This window comes from uncultured Lactobacillus sp. (assembly GCF_902491705.1).
Taxonomy (GTDB): Bacteria; Bacillota; Bacilli; order Lactobacillales; family Lactobacillaceae; genus Lactobacillus.
Genome location: NZ_CABUIW010000001.1, coordinates 56441 through 76505, shown reverse-complemented (window position 1 = coordinate 76505; position 20065 = coordinate 56441). Strand labels below are relative to the sequence as shown.

Below are 20065 nucleotides of genomic sequence, written 5' to 3'. Positions count from 1 at the left end.
TGATATTAAAAAATTTTATACCATATATTTTATTTTAGTATTTTAATCTAAGCAATTTATATGCTAATTTAATTAAGGAAGATTTGGAGGGAGAAAAAATGGCTGAGAAATTTGAAGGCTTAACTCAAGCTGAAGCCGAAAAACGTCTTAAAAAAGATGGTCTTAATGAAGTTCCTGAACCAGAATATAATTTCTTTAAGGAATTTCTATCTAAGTTATGGAACCTTTCTGCCTGGATTCTTGAAGGTGCATTAATCCTTGAATGTATTTTAGGCAAATGGATTCAATCTTTATTTGTTTTATTAATGCTTTTATTTGCGGCATTTAACGGAGCATCTAAGAAAAAGCAATCTCGTCGTGTTTTAAATACAATTTCACACAAATTAACGCCTACAGTTGCTGTTAAACGTGATGGAAAATGGATCAAAATTGATTCTAAGCAATTAGTAAAAGGCGACTTGATTTCTCTACAACGTGGGGATGTTCTTGCTGCCGATGTTAAATTAGTTGACGGCAGTATCGCATGTGATGAAAGTTCAATCACTGGTGAATCAAAGCCAGTTAAAAAGCACGTTAACGATACTGCTTATGCTGGTACTACTGTTGTTGAAGGCGATGGCTTAGCAGTAGTAACTGCAACTGGTAAGAATTCAAGAAGTGGTAAGACTATTAACTTAATCAACAATTCTGCTGCACCAGGTCACTTGCAACAATTGTTGACTAAGATCATCTACTACCTTTGCTTGCTTGACGGTGTTCTTACTTTAGTTATCATCATTGCTTCATTCTTTAAGGGTGGCAATTTCAACACATTTATTAACATGTTGCCATTCCTTGCTATGATGTTCATTGCTTCTATTCCAGTAGCGATGCCATCAACATTTGCTTTATCCAACTCATTTGAAGCAACTCGCTTAAGTAAAGAAGGAGTTTTAACTTCTGATTTAACTGGTATCCAAGATGCCGCTAACTTGAACTTATTGCTTCTTGATAAGACTGGAACAATTACAGAAAACAAGACTGCTGTTGCTAGTTGGACTGATTTAAGCGATTTACCTGACAAAGACGTATTAGCTTTAGTAGGTAGCGCAACTGATAAGAGAAATGCAGGAATCATTGATACAGCTATCGATGAATACTTAAAAGAAAACAATATTCCTGTTATGACATCAGAAAACTTCGTCCCATTTACATCTGATACTGGTTACTCAATGTCAAATGTTGATGGACACAACGTTAAGTTAGGTTCATTCAAGCAATTATCTTTAATTGATAAAAATGCGGATGAAAAGATTAAGGATATTAACTTTAAGGCTGGTCGTTCAGTTGCTGTTTTAATCGACGATCAATTAGCTGGTGTCTTCATCTTGCAAGATAAAGTAAGAAAAGACTCTAAAGCTGCCTTAGCAGAACTTAAAAAGCGTGGCATTCGTCCTGTTATGTTAACTGGTGATAACCAAAAGACTGCTGAAGCTGTTGCTGAAGAAGTTGGTTTAACTGGTAAAGTTATCTCAATTCATGACTTTAATAAGGATACTAATGTTGACGACTTAGCTGGTATTGCAGATGTTTTACCAGAAGATAAGCTTAACATGGTTAAATTCTTCCAAGAAAAAGGCTACATCGTTGGTATGACTGGTGATGGTGTTAACGACTCACCTGCTTTGAAACAAGCTGAAGTTGGTATTGCCGTTTCAAACGCTGCCGACGTTGCTAAGCGTTCAGGTAAGATGGTACTTTTAGATGACGGCTTAGGATCAATTGTTAAGATCTTGGATGCTGGTCACCGAGTTTACCAAAGAATGACTACTTGGTCATTGACTAAACTTGCTAGAACTGCTGAATTGACAATGCTTTTAACCTTTGGCTACTTATTCTTTAACTACATTCCAATGGCACTGAACGCAATGGTTATCTACACTATCATGAACAACATGGTAACCATGATGATCGGTACAGATAGAACTCATATCACTTACAAGCCTGAAAATTGGAATATGGCTAAATTAGCTAAGATTGCCTTTTCACTTGCTGCAGGCTGGACCGTTATCGGCTTCATCTTTGTTTGGTACTTAAACACTCATGGTTGGAGTCATGGTGCAATTTCAACGATGGTCTACGTTTACTTAGTTCTTAGTGCTATGTTAATCGTATTAATTACTAGAACTCGCAAGTACTTCTGGCAAGATTACCCATCAAAGCTTGTTGGTATCGTTCAAATTGCTGACGTTGCATTAACATTTATCTTAGCCCTTTGTGGTTTGGCAATGGTACAAATTAGCTGGCAAAACTTGTTAATCACAGTAGTTGTTGCAGTAATTGCAGCTGTCTTGATTGACTTAGTTTACCAACCAGTAATGAAAAATAGATAATTTCTATTAAATTAAAGAAGCCAGTAAATCATGCTTAAGATTTACTGGCTTTTTTGATGTCATATTTTTAGTACTTATCTTCATCTTGCAAAAGTTGTTTAGCAATCTGTAATTCTTTTTCCTGCTTTTCTGTCATTGTTGGATAAGCAAGCGGAAGTTTTTCTAACTGCTCTGTCAAAATATTTGAAACAATCAAACGCGAATACCATTTATCATCAGCTGGAATAACATACCATGGATTTTCTTTCGTAGCAGTGGCATTGATTGCTTTTTCATAAACCATCTGATACTTATTCCAATATTGTCTTTCTCTAATGTCTGCAGCAGATAGCTTCCAATTTTTCTCAGGAGTTTCAATTCGAGACATGAAGCGACGTTTTTGTTCATCTTTTGAAATATGTAAGAAGAACTTCAAAATTAAGTATCCAGCATTGGTCAAATATTGCTCATAGTTTCGAATATCTTGATAACGTTTTTCAAAGAATTCATCATTTACATCATTAAGTGAATGGATATCTGGCAGATTATTATTCAACACAATCGATGGGTGAACACGTGAGATTAGAACATCTTCATAGTATGAACGATTGAAAATACCGATCTGTCCACGACGCGGGAGTTTTTGATTAACTCTCCAAAGAAAATCATGATTTAGTTCTTCAGCTGTTGGCGTCTTAAAACTAGCCACATTGAATCCACTAGGATTTACACCCTCTAGAATATGTTTGACCAAACTATCTTTACCAGCTGCATCCATTCCTTGAAGCACAATTAAAACACCATATTTATGACGAGCATTCATCTTTTCTTGTGCATTTCTAATATGCTTAACATTATGTTTGACCTGCTTTTTAATCTTCTTTAAATCATTACTAGAATCTTTAACAAAAGTTGGTGCCTTCGAAATTTTAAAATTATTTTCAGTATAGCAATATTGATTTATATCCATCTTGTCACCTTCCTTGTTACTACTTTAAGCTCAGAAAGGGAAAATAACCATTATTTAGCATTTTTGACAATGAAAAAAGGCGATGATTAATTTCATCGTCTCTTTCTATATGTCTTAATCAGTAATCATAATAGTTAAAACATTGAACGCCTTAACATATTCGCCATCACCAATCTTGATAAATGGCTTTTCATTAATTTCCTTGTGACCCAAGTAATCTACTTTAGTGCCACGCTTAATGAACTTGCCTGGAATCTTTTCACCATTTTCATCATAAAGATATGAAGTTTTCTTAATGACATTTTCTACTCTAACAGCAGATTTAATATATGGTAAAAAAGCTTCTTGCTTCACAAATTTGTTTTTACCGATTTTAACGTAAGTATTACCATTAATTACTTTAATTACGTGAATCTTGCACTTGTTTCCCTTCTTTAAACGGCCAATTCTCATGCCATTTCTATCGTAAACATAAGTGCTTCTAGTTAAATTCAACTTATTGCCTTGTCTAATTGGATTGGTAACAGCAGCATTTGCTACTTGATTGTTGGTAGCAACTCCTAAACCAGCTGCAACCATGGCTAAGCCTGCAAGATAAATTATTTTTCTTTTCAACATAGTCTCTACCCCCGTTAAGAAATTTATCTGTTACTCTTTCCCCTTCTATTTTAGCAAATGTTGGCAAAGTTTGAGTCCTTTTTTTCTTCACATCTGCTAAAATGACTATTAATGAAATATAAGGGAGAGTTTTTATGATTTTAACTTGGGATATTATTAGGCGAACACTAGAAGTCCTATGGATAATTAACGTCATCTTTGCAGTATGGACGGTCTTTAGAAGTCGCCGAAGTGTAGTTTCTACTTGGGCCTGGATGCTTGTTTTAACAATTTTACCAGGTATTGGTTTCATCCTTTATCTATTTTTTGGACGACAACTATCACACGATGAAATTTTTGCCATTCAAGAAGAACAACAAAAGACACGCATTCACTATCTAAATCAGCAAAAGAAGTTATTAGAAGAGCATGACCTCCTCCCTGAAAAAGAACGGGTTCCACGTGCCAGAATGCTATCAGAACTCAACTTAAATAATGACGATGCCATTTTGACTTTTGACAATCACGTTAAGATCTATATTGATGGACCTGAACTTTTTGATCAAATGATTAAAGACATTAAAAATGCTAAAGAAGCTGTCAGTTTAGAGTTCTATACTTTTTATGCTGATAACTTAGGACACCGCGTTTTAGCCGCTCTTGAAGAAGCTGCTAAAAATGGTGCTAAAGTTCGTGTAGTATACGATGTTTCAGGCTCACGTGGCACTAAGCCTTCATTTTTCGATCATTTAAGAGAATTAGGCGGTGAAGCACAACCATTCATTTCAACTTCTAAAAAGCACTGGTTCACTACACCCCGCCTTAACTACCACCTTCACCGTAAATTGGTGGTCATCGATCATAAAATTGGCTACATCGGTGGCTTCAATATTGGCGATCAATATGTTAACCAATCAAAGAAGTTCGGTCACTGGAGAGACACGCATTTGCGTGTAGTTGGGCAATCACCAATCTTGATGGAAGTTCGTTTTGCAATGGACTGGAATACTTCAACTAGAAGAACTGACTTACCTAAATTTGAATTAAGTGAACTTAAAAGCTTCACAGTTGACCGTAAAGACTTTAATTCAGACGACAATGTCGCAATGCAAATCGTTTCTTCGGGTCCTGATAATCAACGCTACGGTATTCGTCGCGGCTACGAAGGGATTATTGCTGGTGCCAAAAAGTACGTTTATATTCAAACGCCATATCTAATTCCTGAAGATTCAATTTTGGAGTCATTAATCATTGCCGCAAACAGTGGTGTCGATGTAAGAATCATGATTCCTTGTATGCCAGATCACCCATTTGTTTATCGTGCTACAGAATATTATGCTAAATATTTAGTTGCACATGGCGTTAAAGTTTATAAATACAATGATGGCTTTATCCATGCTAAAACTATGGTAAGTGGTTCTAATATATCTTCTGTCGGTTCTGCTAACCAAGATTTCCGTAGTTACACTTTGAACTTTGAAGTAAACTCTTTTAACTACAATCCTGTCTTAACTAAACAACTTAAAGAGATTTTCGAAAAAGATCTTGAACAATGTACTCTTTTGACTAATGAATACTTTGATAAACAATCATCATGGCTAAAGTTTAAGCAATACTTCTCAAGACTTCTTTCACCTATCTTTTAACGCAATAATATCAAAAATGCCGCTTTTAAGGTTATTCCCTAAAAGCAGCATTTTTTTGATTTATTATTCCTGTTTTACATGATAAACAAAAGATTGAAAATCTCCAGATAACTGTGCCATCGCTTGGTTCCATCCATTTAACTGATATGGCAAACGTAAACCTACTTCAGTTAAAAGCTTTCCACTAAGTACTTCACCATTAAAGTGATATTTTGCTTTCAAATCTAAATTATTCAATTTCAAATAATGATCTAGTGTTTCATTTGGCTTGGCTAATTTGCGATAAAAACCAATTACTTGCTCAGCTTTATTGCCTGCACTCCAGGCATAAATATTTTTATCATCACCAATTGGAAGCAATTGATTAAATTCACCATTAACTAATAAATCACGCAACTTTTTATACCAAGCAATGTGTTTCTTAATTGCAGATAATTCTTTTTCAGATAAAGTATTCAGATCAAGCTCATAACCCAGCGGTCCAAAAGTATTCAAATCTTGTCTAAATTTCAAGCTTGTTTTGCGACCAGTCTGATGATTTGGAACAGCTGAAACGTGATTACTAAATGCAGACAATGGATAAGCAAGTAGTGTTCCTGACATAATGTCTAATCGCTCACCTGCATCACTATCATCACTTGGCCATATTTGCGGACTATAATACAAGATTCCTAAATCAAATCTTCCACCACCACTTGCGCATCCCTCAATCAATAAATCAGGGAACTTATCAAGCAAACGTTGATACAGATCATAAACACCTTGAATATAGCGATAATAAAATTCACCCTGTGGTCTATTTTCTTTTGCCAAATAAGCAGAATAGGCTTCCGTAATATGACGGTTCATATCCCATTTAACAAAGTCGACTTTATTTTCTTCAATAACTTTACTCATTTGATCAAAAATATTGTCAACTACTTCTGGATTAGCAAAATCTAAAACATATTGATTTCTACCAATAGATGCTCTCTTATAAGGATGACGAACTACCCAATCAGGATGTTTTTGATAAATTGGAGCATCGGGAGAAACCATCTCAGGTTCAAACCAAAGGCCAAATTGTAAACCCAAATCATGAATTTGCTTACTGAAGTGACTAAGTCCTTGCGGAAACTTTTTCTTATTAATTGTCCAGTTTCCTAAAGAATTAGCATCATTATCACGATTGCCAAACCAACCATCATCAAGCACGAAACATTCAATACCTACATTTTTCGCCTGCTTAGCCAAACTCAATAACTTTTCTTCATTAAAGTCGAAATATGTCGCTTCCCAATTATTAATGACAATCGGACGAATACTATGTAGCCATTTTTCTGCAATCACGTGACGCTTTGCAAAATTATGAGTCTCATGCATTAAGCCATTGTAGCCATCAGATGTGTAGAACAAAACCGCTTCTGGTGCAGTAAAGCTTTTTTCAGGATCTAATTGCCAAGTGAAATACTTAGGATTGATTCCTGACATCAATCTACTTGTTTGCCACTCATCAACTTGAACTTGACTGACAAAATTACCGGAATAAATTAAGTTGCTGGCAAAAATTTCGCCATGATTATTGGAAACATTCTTATCAACTAAAGCCACAAAAGGATTAGCTTGATGGCTACTTGCTCCTCTTAAAGACTCCACTTTAGTAATACCTTGATCAAGTGGACGCAATTTAATATGTCTTTCTTTAATCCAAGCACCTGAGAGTTGTAAGAAGTCATAGTTTGATTCAGGAAGATCTAGAACTCCACTTTGAATATTTTCAATATAGTAAGTTTGCTCACTAACATTTTTAATTGAAACTTTTCTAACAATTGCACTAACATCATCAAAAATCGTATAAGTCAAAGTTAGTTCAAGTCCATGTTCATTGTCGACTAAATAGATTATTAAATTTTCTGCGTTCTTTCCATATGATACTGGAAAATTATTTTCACGCTTCTTACCAGAGGTGACATCATAATGATCAAATTTAAAGTCAGAATAGATTTGTTCCTGACCTAGCTTAATATCTAAAGCACCTTCACGAAAGTCTGAAGTCCCAAAAACTGGATATTCTTGCATCCGATCTCCTAAAGAAAAGTCTTTCATTTTCGGATCATATTCAGTAATTTCAGCTCCACGATTAGAATGATTAGCTAAATAATTTAATTCAGTTAAAGTTAATTTTCCTAAATCTTTACCATAATACAAATGACCTAGCTGGTCATTAGGCATGATATAAAACAAATAACTTACTTTTCCATTATGAAGATGGAAGTATTGGTCAACACAATCAATCATTGGTTCTACTCTCTATTTCAAATTTGATTAATCTCAGCATTTACTTCTGACTTACCATTATGACTAGTAAAGAAAATTTGATTATCTGTATCTTTAGCAAATACTCTCATTGAGAAAACATCATGGCCATCGTTGAGGAAAATCTCAGCTGATGAAATATCCTGTAAAATTCTCACTTTAATTTTTTGATTTAAATTTAAATGGCAGCTTCTCTCTACTCCATATTCTTCAGCAATCGGCAAACCACATCGACCACGGTTAACAATAAATTCTTGTTTTTTATGATTAAAAATCAAGCGTAAATGCTCTGAATTGTCTTCACTAGCAAATAAATCAAGAATTGCACTATTAGCTTTAGAGCAATCTAGTTCTAATTGAATATCACGAGTATTATTGCTTCCTGCTTTTAACTTTGCAGTTTCGTTTTCAACTACTAATTGATTTTCAAAGACTTCATAGTATAAGTCTTTAATTTCATCCACTGGCTTTTGAATCACTTGACCATTTTTTACCTGTAATTGTCTTGGAAAAATCATGCAACCAGTATAATGATAATTTTCAGTCGGATACTTAATTTCTGGCAGACCCATCCAAGCCATTAAAATTCGGCGACCCTTAGGGTCCTTCATCGTCTGCATCGCATAGAAATCAAATCCCTTATCTAGTTCATAAAATTCGCTACAATCTAATTTTCCAGTAGTAACATCCATCTTAGAACCAATAAAGTAGCCATTTTGGTAAATATTTTTGAAACGATTGTCTTTTGCTTCTAATCCCTGCGGACAAAATTCTAGAACTCCGTAACCATCTAATTCATAGTAATCAGGACATTCCCACATATAGCCAAAATCATTATGACCAGTATCAACTTCACCAACAATTTGCCAATTTTGTAAGTCGGAACTTTTTACTAGTAAAGCACTGCCGGTTAAATTATCCCGTTGAATTCCAAGAACTGCATAATAACTATCGCCCTTTTTAAAGATCTTGGGATCACGAAAGTGACCAGTATAACCTGGAAGTGGACCAATTAAAAGTGGCTTGGACCATTTCTTAATTTTATTGTTCTTGTCCATCACTGCACCGACTTGATACGGAACGCGATGCCAGTCATCTTCACTTTCAGTATTTGTCCAAGTATTGCCAGTATACATAATGAATAATTTATCATCTACTGGCATAGCACTACCTGAATAAGTTCCATATTTATCTAAGTTAGTATCATTTTCAATTCCAGCACCTAAGTCTTTCCACTCTGCTAAATTATCAGATACTAAGTGTTTCCAACCATGTTGGGTATAATGTGGGTCTTGGCTAAAAGCAACTGGTGACCATTGATAGAACAAATGATATTGATTGTTAAAATATGAGAAGCCATTTGGATCACCAAGCGATCCACTTTCACTTTCAATATGATATTTCTGTCTATATGGACTTTGATTAGTTAATAGAATTTCTTTTTTAGTTACTGATTCTGGTACATCAGACAGATGTTTAACCATGTTAATAAAATTTGCTCTACGATTTGTCATGTTCTTTTCCTACTTGTTCTTATCAGGATTAATGAATTTAGCCATAACTAATGAGAAGATACAACCAAAGACTAATCCAATTAAATTAGCAATAAAGTAATTTACATATCCATTATTTTCTGGAGCAGCAATTGCAATACCAGTTACACCAGTAGTACCGAAGGCTACAGCAGTTAATTTAGTAATGTAAACATATGCACCTGCAATTGCACCACCGATACAGCCACCGATCAAAGGATACTTCTTAACTAAGTTAATACCGAAAATAGCTGGTTCTGAAATACCAAATAAAATTGAGAAGAATGCAGAAATTGAAATTTCTTTAGCTTTCTTGTTCTTGCGGTTCAAAATGAAGTAAGCAATAACGCCACCACCTTGACCCATTAAAGCTACAGACATTAGTGGGTTCAAGAAATCGTGTCCAGTAGTTGCAAGCAATTGAGTTTCAACTGCACCAAACATGTTATGCAAACCAGTAATAACGATTAATTGTTGTACACCTGAAAAGGCTGCGTAACCAAATACACCAAGAGTGTTTGCAATCCAAAGAAGACCGTTAGTAATCCAGTTTGAAAGAGTTACACCAATTGGTCCAACAATTAAGAATAAAGCAAATGATGAAATCAAAATTGTAAGCATTGGTGCTAAAACAAATTGAATTACACCTGGTAAATGTTTTTGGAAGTAATTATCAAGTTTAGCAACAAGCCAACCCATGATTAAGGCAACAATAATTTGACCGCCAAAGCTGGTCATTGATACTTGCCAACCAAAGATATTAGCGATCATTGGCTTAGCAGCATGAGTAGCAACATCAGACATTGAAGGTAATGATTGAGACATCATTACAGTACCGATTGCTAAACCTAAAACTGGGCGACCACCATAACGTTTAGTAGCAGAATAAGCAATAATCAATGGAAGCATTGCGAAGATTCCACCGGCACCTATTCCAATAATTTGACTAATTCCAGAAATGCCTGGGAACATCTTAGTCAAAGGCTCAGGTCCAAAAATTCTTTGAGTTAATACATTGTTTAAACCGATTAAAATACCACCTGCTAAGATTGCTGGTAAAACTTCAGTAAATACACCGGTCAAGTCATCTAAAAATTCTTGGAACCAATTTCTTTTCTTGGTATTTTTATTATCTTTTTCAGTAGTATCACCAGTGTCATCCTGATTTGATTGAGCAGGAATACCAGTATGTTCAACAAAATATGCTGTTGCTCTATCTACAATCCCTGGTCCAATTATCAATTGAAGTTGATTACTAGTAGTATTAAGATTTACACCTTTGACTAAAGGCAAATCAGCTAATCCATCTGTATCTACTTTTGAAACATCTTTTAAATTGATGCGTAACCGAGTTGCACAGTGGAAAGCTTCAACAGCATTATCTTTACCACCAATAGCAGGAACAACTGCATCGGCTATTTGCTTAAAGTCGTTTTCTTCTTTTGTCATTGCATTTTCCCCCTACCTATCATTTTTATGATAGTGTTTTTCATTTCTTAACTGTCTATATATTACATTCTAAATAAGCGCTTTCACAATATTATATTGTTGCTTCAATATGTTAAAATGTTGCATAGGTGATTTAAATGAAATATTATCGTTGGGGATTTAACAATCAAGAATACAATGGTCAATTCTATGTTTCTTCAGGCGGCTTTGAAAAGCCAAAACCTAAGCACAGCTATGGTCCAATGGGTCGGTCTGGCTATATGATCCACTGCGTAGTTGATGGTCATGGTATTTTTAAAAGTAACAATCAGGTTTATCATTTAAAGAAAGGTGATATTTTTTATATTGAGCCTCATAAAACAACATATATGGAAGCAGACGAAAATGATCCATGGACTTTTTATTGGGTAAGATTTATCGGAAATTCTGTTCCAAGATATATGAAACGAATTAACCTTACTTATAAAAATCCAATTATGACTGAGAAAGAACTACCATCCGTTTATCAAAATGTAATTAACATCGTCGAATATTCTAAAAATGATGGTCCAAAAGATTTTTACTATCAATCAAAAATGTTCGCAATTTTAAATGATTTGGAACTACATTTTCCTAAGAACTACAATACGGTTCCACAAACTAGTGATCTATATGATCAAGCATTACGCTATATTATTAATAATTATGAAGAACAAATAACAGTCAGTGATCTAGTCAATTATTTGAATATTGATCGCTCATATTTATTTAGAATTTTCAAAAAGCATAGTTCCACTAGTCCGCAAGAGTTCTTGATCAATTATCGTCTTAATAAAGCAAGCGAATTACTTAAAAATAGTGAAAATAGTGTCGAATATGTGGCACTATCTTGCGGATTTTTAAGTTATCAGAGTTTCTTTAGATTTTTTAAGAAAAAATTTGGCATATCACCTAGTGAATATCAGAAAAAATTTGGGGAGTAAAAAAATGGCATTAAGTAAACACAAATTTCATATCTTAACTGCAATGTTTGTCCTCATTGCCTTCATGCTGGGATGCAATGAGTTTATGGTTGTCGGAAACTTATCATTAATCGCGAAGTCCTATAATGAATCTTTAAGTCAAATTTCTTGGTTAGTTTCAGTTTTTGCTTGGACCTATGCAATAGCCACACCAATTTTGGCATTAGTAACCAATCACTTTCATAAATACTATCTACTAATTACTCTGCTATTAATCTTCTTAGGCGGGACAATTCTCTCATCTTTTTCACCCACCTTTACTTGGTTATTAATTTCAAGAGTAATCACTGCTTCAGTAGCCGGACTAATTGAATCATTATTGTCAGTCATCGCTTATCAATTATCATCAAGCCCCAAGCAACGTTCAATGACCGTAGCCTGGATCTATACCGGCTTTAGTATTGCTTCTGTTGTCGGTGTACCACTAGGAAGTTTCATCGCGGATCGCTGGCGCTGGCAAGATGCATTTATTATGGTCGCAATTATCACTGTTTTGGCAACAGTTATTACATTAACTATTTTGCCGAAAAATTTACAAGGCGGTAAAGGCGACTACCATGATCAGTTAGTTCTATTCAAAGACAGAAACATTTGGCTAGGAATCATCCTCGATATCTTCTCTACCGGTGCAATTTATGGTTATTACACTTATATCAGACCAATAATTAACCAAACTTTAGGCTTCAGTTTGAATCAATTAATCTGGATTCTTCTACTTCTTGGTGTATGTGCAATTTTTGCCAACCAATTTTCAGGATGGCTTGCTTCTCGCGGTGGAATGAAGAATTTATTACCAATCTATTTGATTAACTTAGTTTTACTAGCCTTTTTCAGTTTATCGATGCAAAATAAATGGACTGGTTTTGCTATGCTTTGTTTATTAGGATTTAGCTTGTACTTGTTTGGTACGCCACTTCAAGTTTACTTTCTCGATGTTTCGACAAAAAAATACCCGCAAGCAATTATGTTAGCTTCAACACTTAACGCAATTTTCTGGAACGTCGGAGTTGCAGTAAGTTCACCAATTGCTGGACAAACGTTAAAACTCGCTGGTCTAGCAAACTTAGGTTGGCTATCATTCATCTTTATGGCAATCGCCACAGTAATTTTATTAGTTTTAATCAGAAAATCTAAATAACCAAAATGGTACTAAGAATTAAAAGCTTAGTACTATTTTTTATTAGAACAACACTTTTTGCTTTACTTATTTTTGATAAGTTATATAATTATATTAACTTTTAAAAAGTAAGGAGGATAAAACTTGGCTAATAAAGTTAAAATAGGTGTATTAAATCTAATGCATGACAAACTCGATACGCAAAAACGCTTTTTAAAAGTATTGCCTGATGCAGATTTAACGTTTTTCTATCCCCGCATGCATTACCTAAATCGACCTGTTCCAACTGAAGTTGCAGAGACTTCAGAGCCCTTAGACATTAACCGCGTTGGTGAATTTGATGGCTTTATTATTACAGGTGCACCAATCGATCAAATTGATTTTCAAAATGTGACATACATAGATGAAATTCGATGTTTGCTTCAAACATTAAGTGATCATAAAATTCAGCAATTATACTTCTGCTGGGGTGCCATGGCTGCTATGAATTACTTTTACGGTATTCAAAAAAGAATTCTAGCAGAAAAAATCTTTGGTATCTTTCCCCATTTAATAACCGAGTCGCATCCCTTATTAAACGGACTTAGCCAAGGCTTCATTGCTCCTCATGCTCGTTACGCAGAAATGGATAAAAAGCAAATTATGCAAGATAGCCGTTTAACCATTAATGCAGTTGATGATAATGGTCATCTTTTCATGGTATCTGCTAAAGATAATCCTGAACGCAATTTTATATTTTCACACATTGAATATGGCAGAGATGGACTAAGAGATGAATATAACCGTGAAATATCGGCTCATCCTGATCGCCACTATAAAAAGCCCGAAAATTATTCAATGAATGCCCCATTATTTCAATGGCAAGATACTCAAAGAATATTTTTCGATAATTGGCTTAAACAAGTTAAAAAAAGTAAATTAGTTTTAAATTAATCGAGGTAAAAAATGAGTACAGTTTTTAATTCAGTTACGGAATTAGTTGGTAACACACCATTATTAAAGTTAAACCGCGTTGTACCAGAAGATGCAGCAGATGTTTATGTAAAGTTAGAATTTGAAAATCCAGCAGGATCAATTAAGGATCGTATTGCTTTAGCTATGATCGAAAAAGCTGAACGAGACGGCAATTTAAAGAAAGGCGGCACAATCGTTGAACCAACTTCAGGCAACACTGGTATTGGCTTAGCTATGGTTGCAGCAGCTAAAGGTTATCACATCATTATTGTGATGCCAGAAACTATGAGTGTTGAACGTCGCAAGCTTATGAAAGGCTATGGCGCTGAATTAATCCTGACTCCAGGAAGCGAAGGGATGAAGGGCTCAATTGCTAAGGCTGAAGAATTAGTTAAGGAAAAGGGCTACTTCATGCCAATGCAATTTAATAATCCAGAAAACCCTAATATTCATGAATTAACAACTGGTCCTGAAATTATCGCTGCAATGAATGGCATTGGCAAGCCGATTGACGCATTTGTTGCTGGTGTCGGTACTGGTGGTACCCTTTCAGGCATTGGCCGCGCTTTAAAGAAAGAAAATCCTAATACTAAGGTTTATGCACTCGAGCCAAGTGAATCACCATTATTAAAGGATGGTAAAACTGGTAAGCATGGTATCCAAGGGATTGCTGCTGGCTTTGTTCCTAAGAACTTGGATAAAGATGTTTACGACGGAGTTGTTGAAGTTTCAACTGATGAAGCTATGGCAACTGCTCGTGAAACTGCTAAAAATGAAGGCTTCTTGCCTGGTATTTCTGCAGGTGCCAACATTCACGGTGCTATCGAACTTGCTAAGAAGCTTGGCAAGGGTCACACAGTTGTTACTGTAGTCCCAGATGGCGGTGATCGTTACCTTTCAACTGCATTATTTAACGCCTAAAAATTACTGAAATCATTTCTAAGGATGGATCCAAGCGATTCATCCTTTTCTTTTATCCAAAATATTGGGCTAGACCTTTTCCTTATAATCAACTATAATTGGTATAGACATATATTAATTGACGAAATGAGGTACTTAAAATGACAATGAGATCCTTAGGCCTTTCAATTTACCCTGATCACAGTAATTTTGAAGACAACGCTAAATACTTAGACTTAGGTCACAAATATGGTTTTTCCCGCATTTTCATGAGTATGCTTGAAGTTCAAGGCAGCCCTGAAGAAACTCAAGCCAAATATAAAAAGATCATTGAATATGGCAATAAACTGGGCTACCAAACCTTCTTAGATGTATCACCACAACTTTTTAAGAAACTAGGAATTGACTACTCTGATTTGAAATTCTTTGCGGAAACTGGAGCTGCTGGTATTCGTTTAGATGAATCATTCGATGGTGCAACAGAAGCAATGCTTTCCTACAACCCATATGGTTTGATCATTGAGTTAAACATGAGTAATAATGTCGACTACTTAAACAACATTATCTCCTATCAAGCAAATACTCCATTTATCTACGGTTGCCATAACTTCTATCCTCAACGCGGTACTGCCCTTCCATATGACTTCTTTGTAGAATGCAGTAAGAGATTTAAACAATTTGGTATTCACTCTGCTGCCTTTGTTTCCAGTCAAGTAGGTAAAATGGGACCATGGAATGTTGAAGATGGTTTACCTACTCTTGAACAAGACCGTAATTTGCCAATCGATGTTCAAGCAATGCACCTATTTTCTTCAGGTCTTATTGATGATGTAATTATTGGTAATGCATATGCTAGTGAAGATGAATTAAAGGCTCTATCACAGGTAAATCGCTACCAATTGCAACTACACGTTGATTATGTAAAGAATGTTAACGACATCGAAAAGACTATCGTTGAAAAGCCACAACACTTCCGTCGCGGCGATATGAATGAAATCGTTATTCGTTCAACTATGCCTCGAGTAACTTATAAGGATGTGCCTAACAAGCCTCATGATAATGACGAAATGTTCCAACGTGGGGATGTCTTGATTGGCAATGATGATTTTGGCGTTTACAAGAATGAGCTTCAAATTGCATTGAAGCCACATAAAGATGCTAGAAAGAATAAGATTGGTAGTATTGCAAAAGATGAATTATTCTTACTCGACTTTATCAAGCCATGGACCAAGTTTAAATTAACTTCTAAGTAGTATTTATTACATAAAACTTTTCTAATAGCTAAAAATACACCACTCTTCATAAATTGGAGAATGGTGTTTTTTTAATATGCTTTAAAAATAACTTGTTTTGACATTTGTAGAATAATAATTAAATTATTCTTAGTACTTTACAATTTTATATGACAGATTTATTATAAATTTAATTTAAAAAAGGGAGAAAAATAGTTGTTAGCCTTACAGATTAAACAACTATTTTAATAAATAATATGAGTTTTATGTTAAAAATCAAAGCCTTTATAAGATTCTATATTGAATTAGCATTTGATAATAAAGTCAGTCTAATCTTTACACTTCTATTTCCAGCAATTTATCAATTAATTAATTTTAAAGTAGTTACCATTACTAATACCGATGACTTTATACAGACAAGTATGCTGATGATTGCATATATCATTGTATCTACAGCCATAAACGGAGTAACTATGTCTATTATTTCAACTAGAAACAGTGGATATATAAAAGCATATTATTATGCCAGCGGCAGTAGATGGGCTATTTATTTAGCAAATTTATTCGTTCAACTAATTATAGTTCTTTTAGAAAACTTGATTTTTATAGTGTCGTTAATGATACTATATAGATTCTTTTCTGTTAATTTGCTATTAAATTTTATGTTAATGACTTTAATTTCATTTCCGTTTATTGCTCTAGGATTTAATGCTTTATTTTTATTTAAAATAAGATCATCAGATTTATCCATTTTAGCAACAGCTTTGATAATAGGGCTTTTATATTTATTTAGCTTTACTGTTAATCTTTCTTCTATACCTAATTTTTTAAAAATTATATTCGGGATTAATCCTTATGCATTTGTAAATCTTATTTTACGTGAACTACTACATCCTAGTGTCGTCGTAAGCTTTAATGTAATACTCGATTGTATAATATTCAGTTTGATTGGATTTGTCGGATTTCAATTTTTAGATTTACAAAACAGAGGTATCAAAAAATAATGGTTGAATTAAAAAATGTAACAGCTAGTTATTCTGAAAATAAGATCTTTGACAATTTTTCAGGAAAAATTTCTTGTAATAATCTAGTTGTTTTAATAGGAAAAAACGGTGTTGGGAAAAGCACTTTATTAGATATTATTAGTGGATTGAAGAAAATTGATTCAGGCACTCTTTATGGAATTCCACCTACTAAGAAGATAATGTATATGTTTCAATCGACTCCATTTATTTCAGATATTAAAGTCAAGCAATTGATAGATATGTATAAAAGCTTTGGAAAGACTACCAGCTTTGAAGAATATAAAATCTCAAAAATCAAAGAATTCTTTGATGAAAATATTGCTCCATTATTAAATAAACGCTTAGGTGATTTATCTGGAGGTGAAATAAAACTAGTATTTGCATATGCATCCGCGATGGTTTTTAAAACATTATATTTGTTTGACGAACCGCTTTCTGGAGTTGATCCAGAAAATAGAATTAAAATCATCAAGTTGTTAGAAGAACTTGGGCAAAAAGTACCGGTTATTATTACCTCACATGAAATTGCGCCTTTTAAAAATATTAATTGCACTCTGAAGTATCTATCATCAAATAAATTTATTTTTTCTGGTAGTTATGATCAGTTAATTAAAGATTATGGCTCAACGCCTGAAGAGGCATTTCTTAATTTAACTCGAGAAATGAACGAAGAGAATAAAGATCATGAATAAATAAACAATAAAAAATGCACCATTCTTCATAAATTGGAGAATGGTGCAATTTTTTATTCACATATTTCAATAGTCTTCTTAACAATATCCGCAATTTCTTTTGGATATTCAAAATGGATGTAATGTGATTCTCCAAGTAAGATTACTTTTGAATTAGCGTTATTTGAAAAGTATTCAGACCGTTTATATTCAGCCTTTCGATATTCTTCAGTTATAAGCACAGCTAGAATAGTATCGACTAATTTAATATTACTTTTCCAGTATGAGTCATTTTCAAGGGATGCTTGAGCATTGCTATCAGCTTTCTCATCAAATTTTTGTGCATTTTGCTCTGTCGTATTCCAAAATTCTTCATACTCTTTTGAAGTAAGTATTTTAGTCAGATCTTTCTTAATTTGCTCCTCTAAATTTTGAGCATTTTTGCTCTTTTCAACATAAATTGGATCTTTAGGAGGATTTAGAATCACTTCTCTAGTAGTTGGTTCAATCCCAATAAAAGCCTTTAAATTATTGATTTTATTTTGCATCTGCATAGCGTAAACACCGCCAATGCTATGTGCTAAAATAATAACCTCTTTTGCTTTTAAACTATTAATAATTTTAACTAGTTCATTTGCCTCATCTGTTATCGTGTAAGCATCTAAGACTTCATCACTAAAACCACTATTTAAATAATCTGGAGCGAATATTCCATATTCATTTGGTAAGGATTCAATTACTTTAGAAAAAGATTGAGCTGTATCAAAACTGCCAAATCCATTTAAAAATACAATCAATGGATTCCCCTTTCGATAAGCAAAATTAATCTTTCCATATTTTGTTTCAGTATTTTTTCTTTGCATAGTTTGTCCTCGATCCAGATATTCAAAGTATTATTCTAATTCATCACCTAATGATTCAATATTAAGTCTATCTAATGCCTTTAGGATTTTTTCTTGTTCAGCATGTGATAAATCATCTGGCATCCCTATAATAATGTCCATTGGATCCAATTCATAGTTTTCAAGCAACCTTTTTATTTCACTTGTAAAGCGATGAGGATGTGTAAAAAAATCACCAGCATTAGGTTGATTTCTTAATTCTCTTGGTTGCCATCCACGGTTGTACCATATATGACTGTTACTACTTAAATTCATAAATACATTAATCCAATCCTCAAAGTCATCCTCTGTTTTAATTTGATACCCCTTGTGTTCAAGATAGGTTTGAACGTGTTTAAAGCTTTCACCTATACTTGTCCAAAAATCATTATTAATCATTCGAATTGTCTGACATGTTAAATCATGTAGCCTATGATCTGGAACATCCCAAAATACTTTTAAAACTTTTTCATAAACCCTGGTTTGATTATTTTCTTCATAATACTTAGAAGACTGATACTTTAACAATTCATCTTTTTCAGGAATATAAAACGGCTTACCAAGTTGAGCAGCTAAAAGATTTTCTTCTAATTCTTGAGTAGCAACATCATTAACCACGATCATTGCTGTGCCTGCTATTTCTTTAATCACAAAATTGGCACTTGTTTCTTGATAATGATTATCAAACCAATTCATTAAATTAAATTTATCTATTTTAAATTTTGGCTCCAAGCGACGCATTAATCGAAAAGCTTGATCGCAACTAATAACACCATACAAATTAGCAAAGGATTCACAATAGGAGGTAAATTTTTTATCTTCCTCATCAGAAACATCACCATATAACCAATCTAGGTCATCTAGATCATCTAAATCATCCAAATCGTCTAGATCATCTAGTTCATTCTCACGACCAATTTCACTAAGGATATCATCACCGTTTTGCAACTGTTCACTTAATTGTTCCTTCATATTTTCCCAATCACTATCATTAAGCAGTTTTTCATCATGTAGGAAATCAAATAATTTTTTCAATGCAGTTTTCGTTTCTTTTAATTCTTTGAAAGAAAAGCCAATTGACATTGCCTGTTCAAGATCTAATGCTCTTGCACCAAAAATAGTACTGATTTGATAGCTTATGTCCTCATTTAAAAATGTTTGCAGGCGATTCTTATGTCTATTAATTGTCTTTTGAGACAAATCAAGTGAATTAACAAAAGCAGAAATTAATACATTATTTAGTTGCTGAATTTTTTCAATTTCTTTGTCTAAATCATCCTTTTCACCAATTTCATCTTGATGTTTTTCAATATAACGTAATTGTTTAACGGCATTTTCTAGTTCTTGATATTGATTATTTGTCTTATTCATATAAATTCAAACTTTCTGAGTATTATTTTTTAATTTAAAAATGCTATATATTTATTTCGTAATTTTTATACTA

Annotated in this window: 16 protein-coding genes; 9 read left to right on the top strand and 7 right to left on the bottom strand. The window is 33.8% G+C overall.

Going from position 1 to position 20065, the window contains the following annotated elements; translation table 11 throughout:
• Nucleotides 1-98 precede the first annotated feature (98 nt).
• Nucleotides 99-2372 carry an HAD-IC family P-type ATPase gene (locus RDN22_RS00340; RefSeq protein ID WP_308554774.1) on the top strand — a complete coding sequence of 758 codons (2274 nt, stop codon included), beginning with the start codon at nt 99-101 and terminating at the stop codon, nt 2370-2372.
• Between the two features lie 67 nt (nt 2373-2439).
• Here the strand turns inward: RDN22_RS00340 and RDN22_RS00335 are convergent, their stop codons facing one another.
• Nucleotides 2440-3321 (bottom strand): PPK2 family polyphosphate kinase, encoded by an 882-nt coding sequence (locus RDN22_RS00335; RefSeq protein ID WP_308554772.1) that lies wholly within the window; start codon nt 3319-3321, stop codon nt 2440-2442.
• A 114-nt stretch (nt 3322-3435) separates the two neighbouring features.
• Entirely contained in the window at nt 3436-3939 is a 504-nt protein-coding gene (locus RDN22_RS00330; RefSeq protein ID WP_308554770.1) for an SLAP domain-containing protein, read from the bottom strand.
• Nucleotides 3940-4073: 134 nt separating this feature from the next.
• Between RDN22_RS00330 and cls the strand changes: the two genes are divergently transcribed.
• Complete coding sequence (gene cls / locus RDN22_RS00325; protein WP_308554768.1) at nt 4074-5564, top strand: cardiolipin synthase; 1491 nt, start codon at nt 4074-4076, stop codon at nt 5562-5564.
• Between the two features lie 63 nt (nt 5565-5627).
• Here cls and RDN22_RS00320 read toward each other — a convergent pair whose 3' ends face one another.
• The 3 genes from RDN22_RS00320 to RDN22_RS00310 are packed head-to-tail and all read right to left on the bottom strand — an operon-like array spanning nt 5628 to nt 10840.
• Complete coding sequence (locus RDN22_RS00320; RefSeq protein ID WP_308554766.1) at nt 5628-7841, bottom strand: alpha-galactosidase; 2214 nt, start codon at nt 7839-7841, stop codon at nt 5628-5630.
• A 17-nt stretch (nt 7842-7858) separates the two neighbouring features.
• Entirely contained in the window at nt 7859-9373 is a 1515-nt protein-coding gene (locus RDN22_RS00315; RefSeq protein WP_308554764.1) for a sucrose-6-phosphate hydrolase, read from the bottom strand.
• A 9-nt stretch (nt 9374-9382) separates the two neighbouring features.
• Nucleotides 9383-10840, bottom strand: a complete 1458-nt coding sequence (locus RDN22_RS00310; RefSeq protein WP_308554762.1) for a PTS transporter subunit EIIC — start codon at nt 10838-10840, stop codon at nt 9383-9385.
• Between the two features lie 137 nt (nt 10841-10977).
• Between RDN22_RS00310 and RDN22_RS00305 the strand changes: the two genes are divergently transcribed.
• From RDN22_RS00305 to RDN22_RS00275, 7 genes are all read left to right on the top strand, one after another.
• Nucleotides 10978-11802 (top strand): AraC family transcriptional regulator, encoded by an 825-nt coding sequence (locus RDN22_RS00305; protein ID WP_308554760.1) that lies wholly within the window; start codon nt 10978-10980, stop codon nt 11800-11802.
• A gap of 4 nt (nt 11803-11806) precedes the next feature.
• Nucleotides 11807-12979, top strand: a complete 1173-nt coding sequence (locus RDN22_RS00300) for an MFS transporter (protein ID WP_308554758.1) — start codon at nt 11807-11809, stop codon at nt 12977-12979.
• A gap of 123 nt (nt 12980-13102) precedes the next feature.
• Nucleotides 13103-13891: a homoserine O-succinyltransferase gene (locus RDN22_RS00295; protein WP_308554756.1), complete on the top strand. Its 789-nt coding sequence runs from the start codon at nt 13103-13105 to the stop codon at nt 13889-13891.
• A gap of 12 nt (nt 13892-13903) precedes the next feature.
• Nucleotides 13904-14833 (top strand): cysteine synthase A, encoded by a 930-nt coding sequence (cysK, locus tag RDN22_RS00290; protein ID WP_308554754.1) that lies wholly within the window; start codon nt 13904-13906, stop codon nt 14831-14833.
• Between the two features lie 140 nt (nt 14834-14973).
• A complete protein-coding gene (locus tag RDN22_RS00285) occupies nt 14974-16065 on the top strand; it encodes a MupG family TIM beta-alpha barrel fold protein (protein WP_308554752.1) in 1092 nt (363 codons plus the stop codon).
• Nucleotides 16066-16310: 245 nt separating this feature from the next.
• Nucleotides 16311-17048 carry an ABC transporter permease gene (locus tag RDN22_RS00280; protein ID WP_308554750.1) on the top strand — a complete coding sequence of 246 codons (738 nt, stop codon included), beginning with the start codon at nt 16311-16313 and terminating at the stop codon, nt 17046-17048.
• A complete protein-coding gene (locus tag RDN22_RS00275; protein WP_308554748.1) occupies nt 17048-17761 on the top strand; it encodes an ATP-binding cassette domain-containing protein in 714 nt (237 codons plus the stop codon). Before RDN22_RS00280 ends, RDN22_RS00275 begins: the two co-directional genes overlap by 1 nt.
• A 53-nt stretch (nt 17762-17814) precedes the next feature.
• Here RDN22_RS00275 and RDN22_RS00270 read toward each other — a convergent pair whose 3' ends face one another.
• Nucleotides 17815-18603 (bottom strand): alpha/beta hydrolase, encoded by a 789-nt coding sequence (locus tag RDN22_RS00270; protein WP_308554746.1) that lies wholly within the window; start codon nt 18601-18603, stop codon nt 17815-17817.
• A 30-nt stretch (nt 18604-18633) separates the two neighbouring features.
• On the bottom strand, nt 18634-19992 hold the full coding sequence (locus RDN22_RS00265) for a hypothetical protein (RefSeq protein WP_308554744.1): 1359 nt from the start codon (nt 19990-19992) through the stop codon (nt 18634-18636).
• Nucleotides 19993-20065 lie beyond the last annotated feature (73 nt).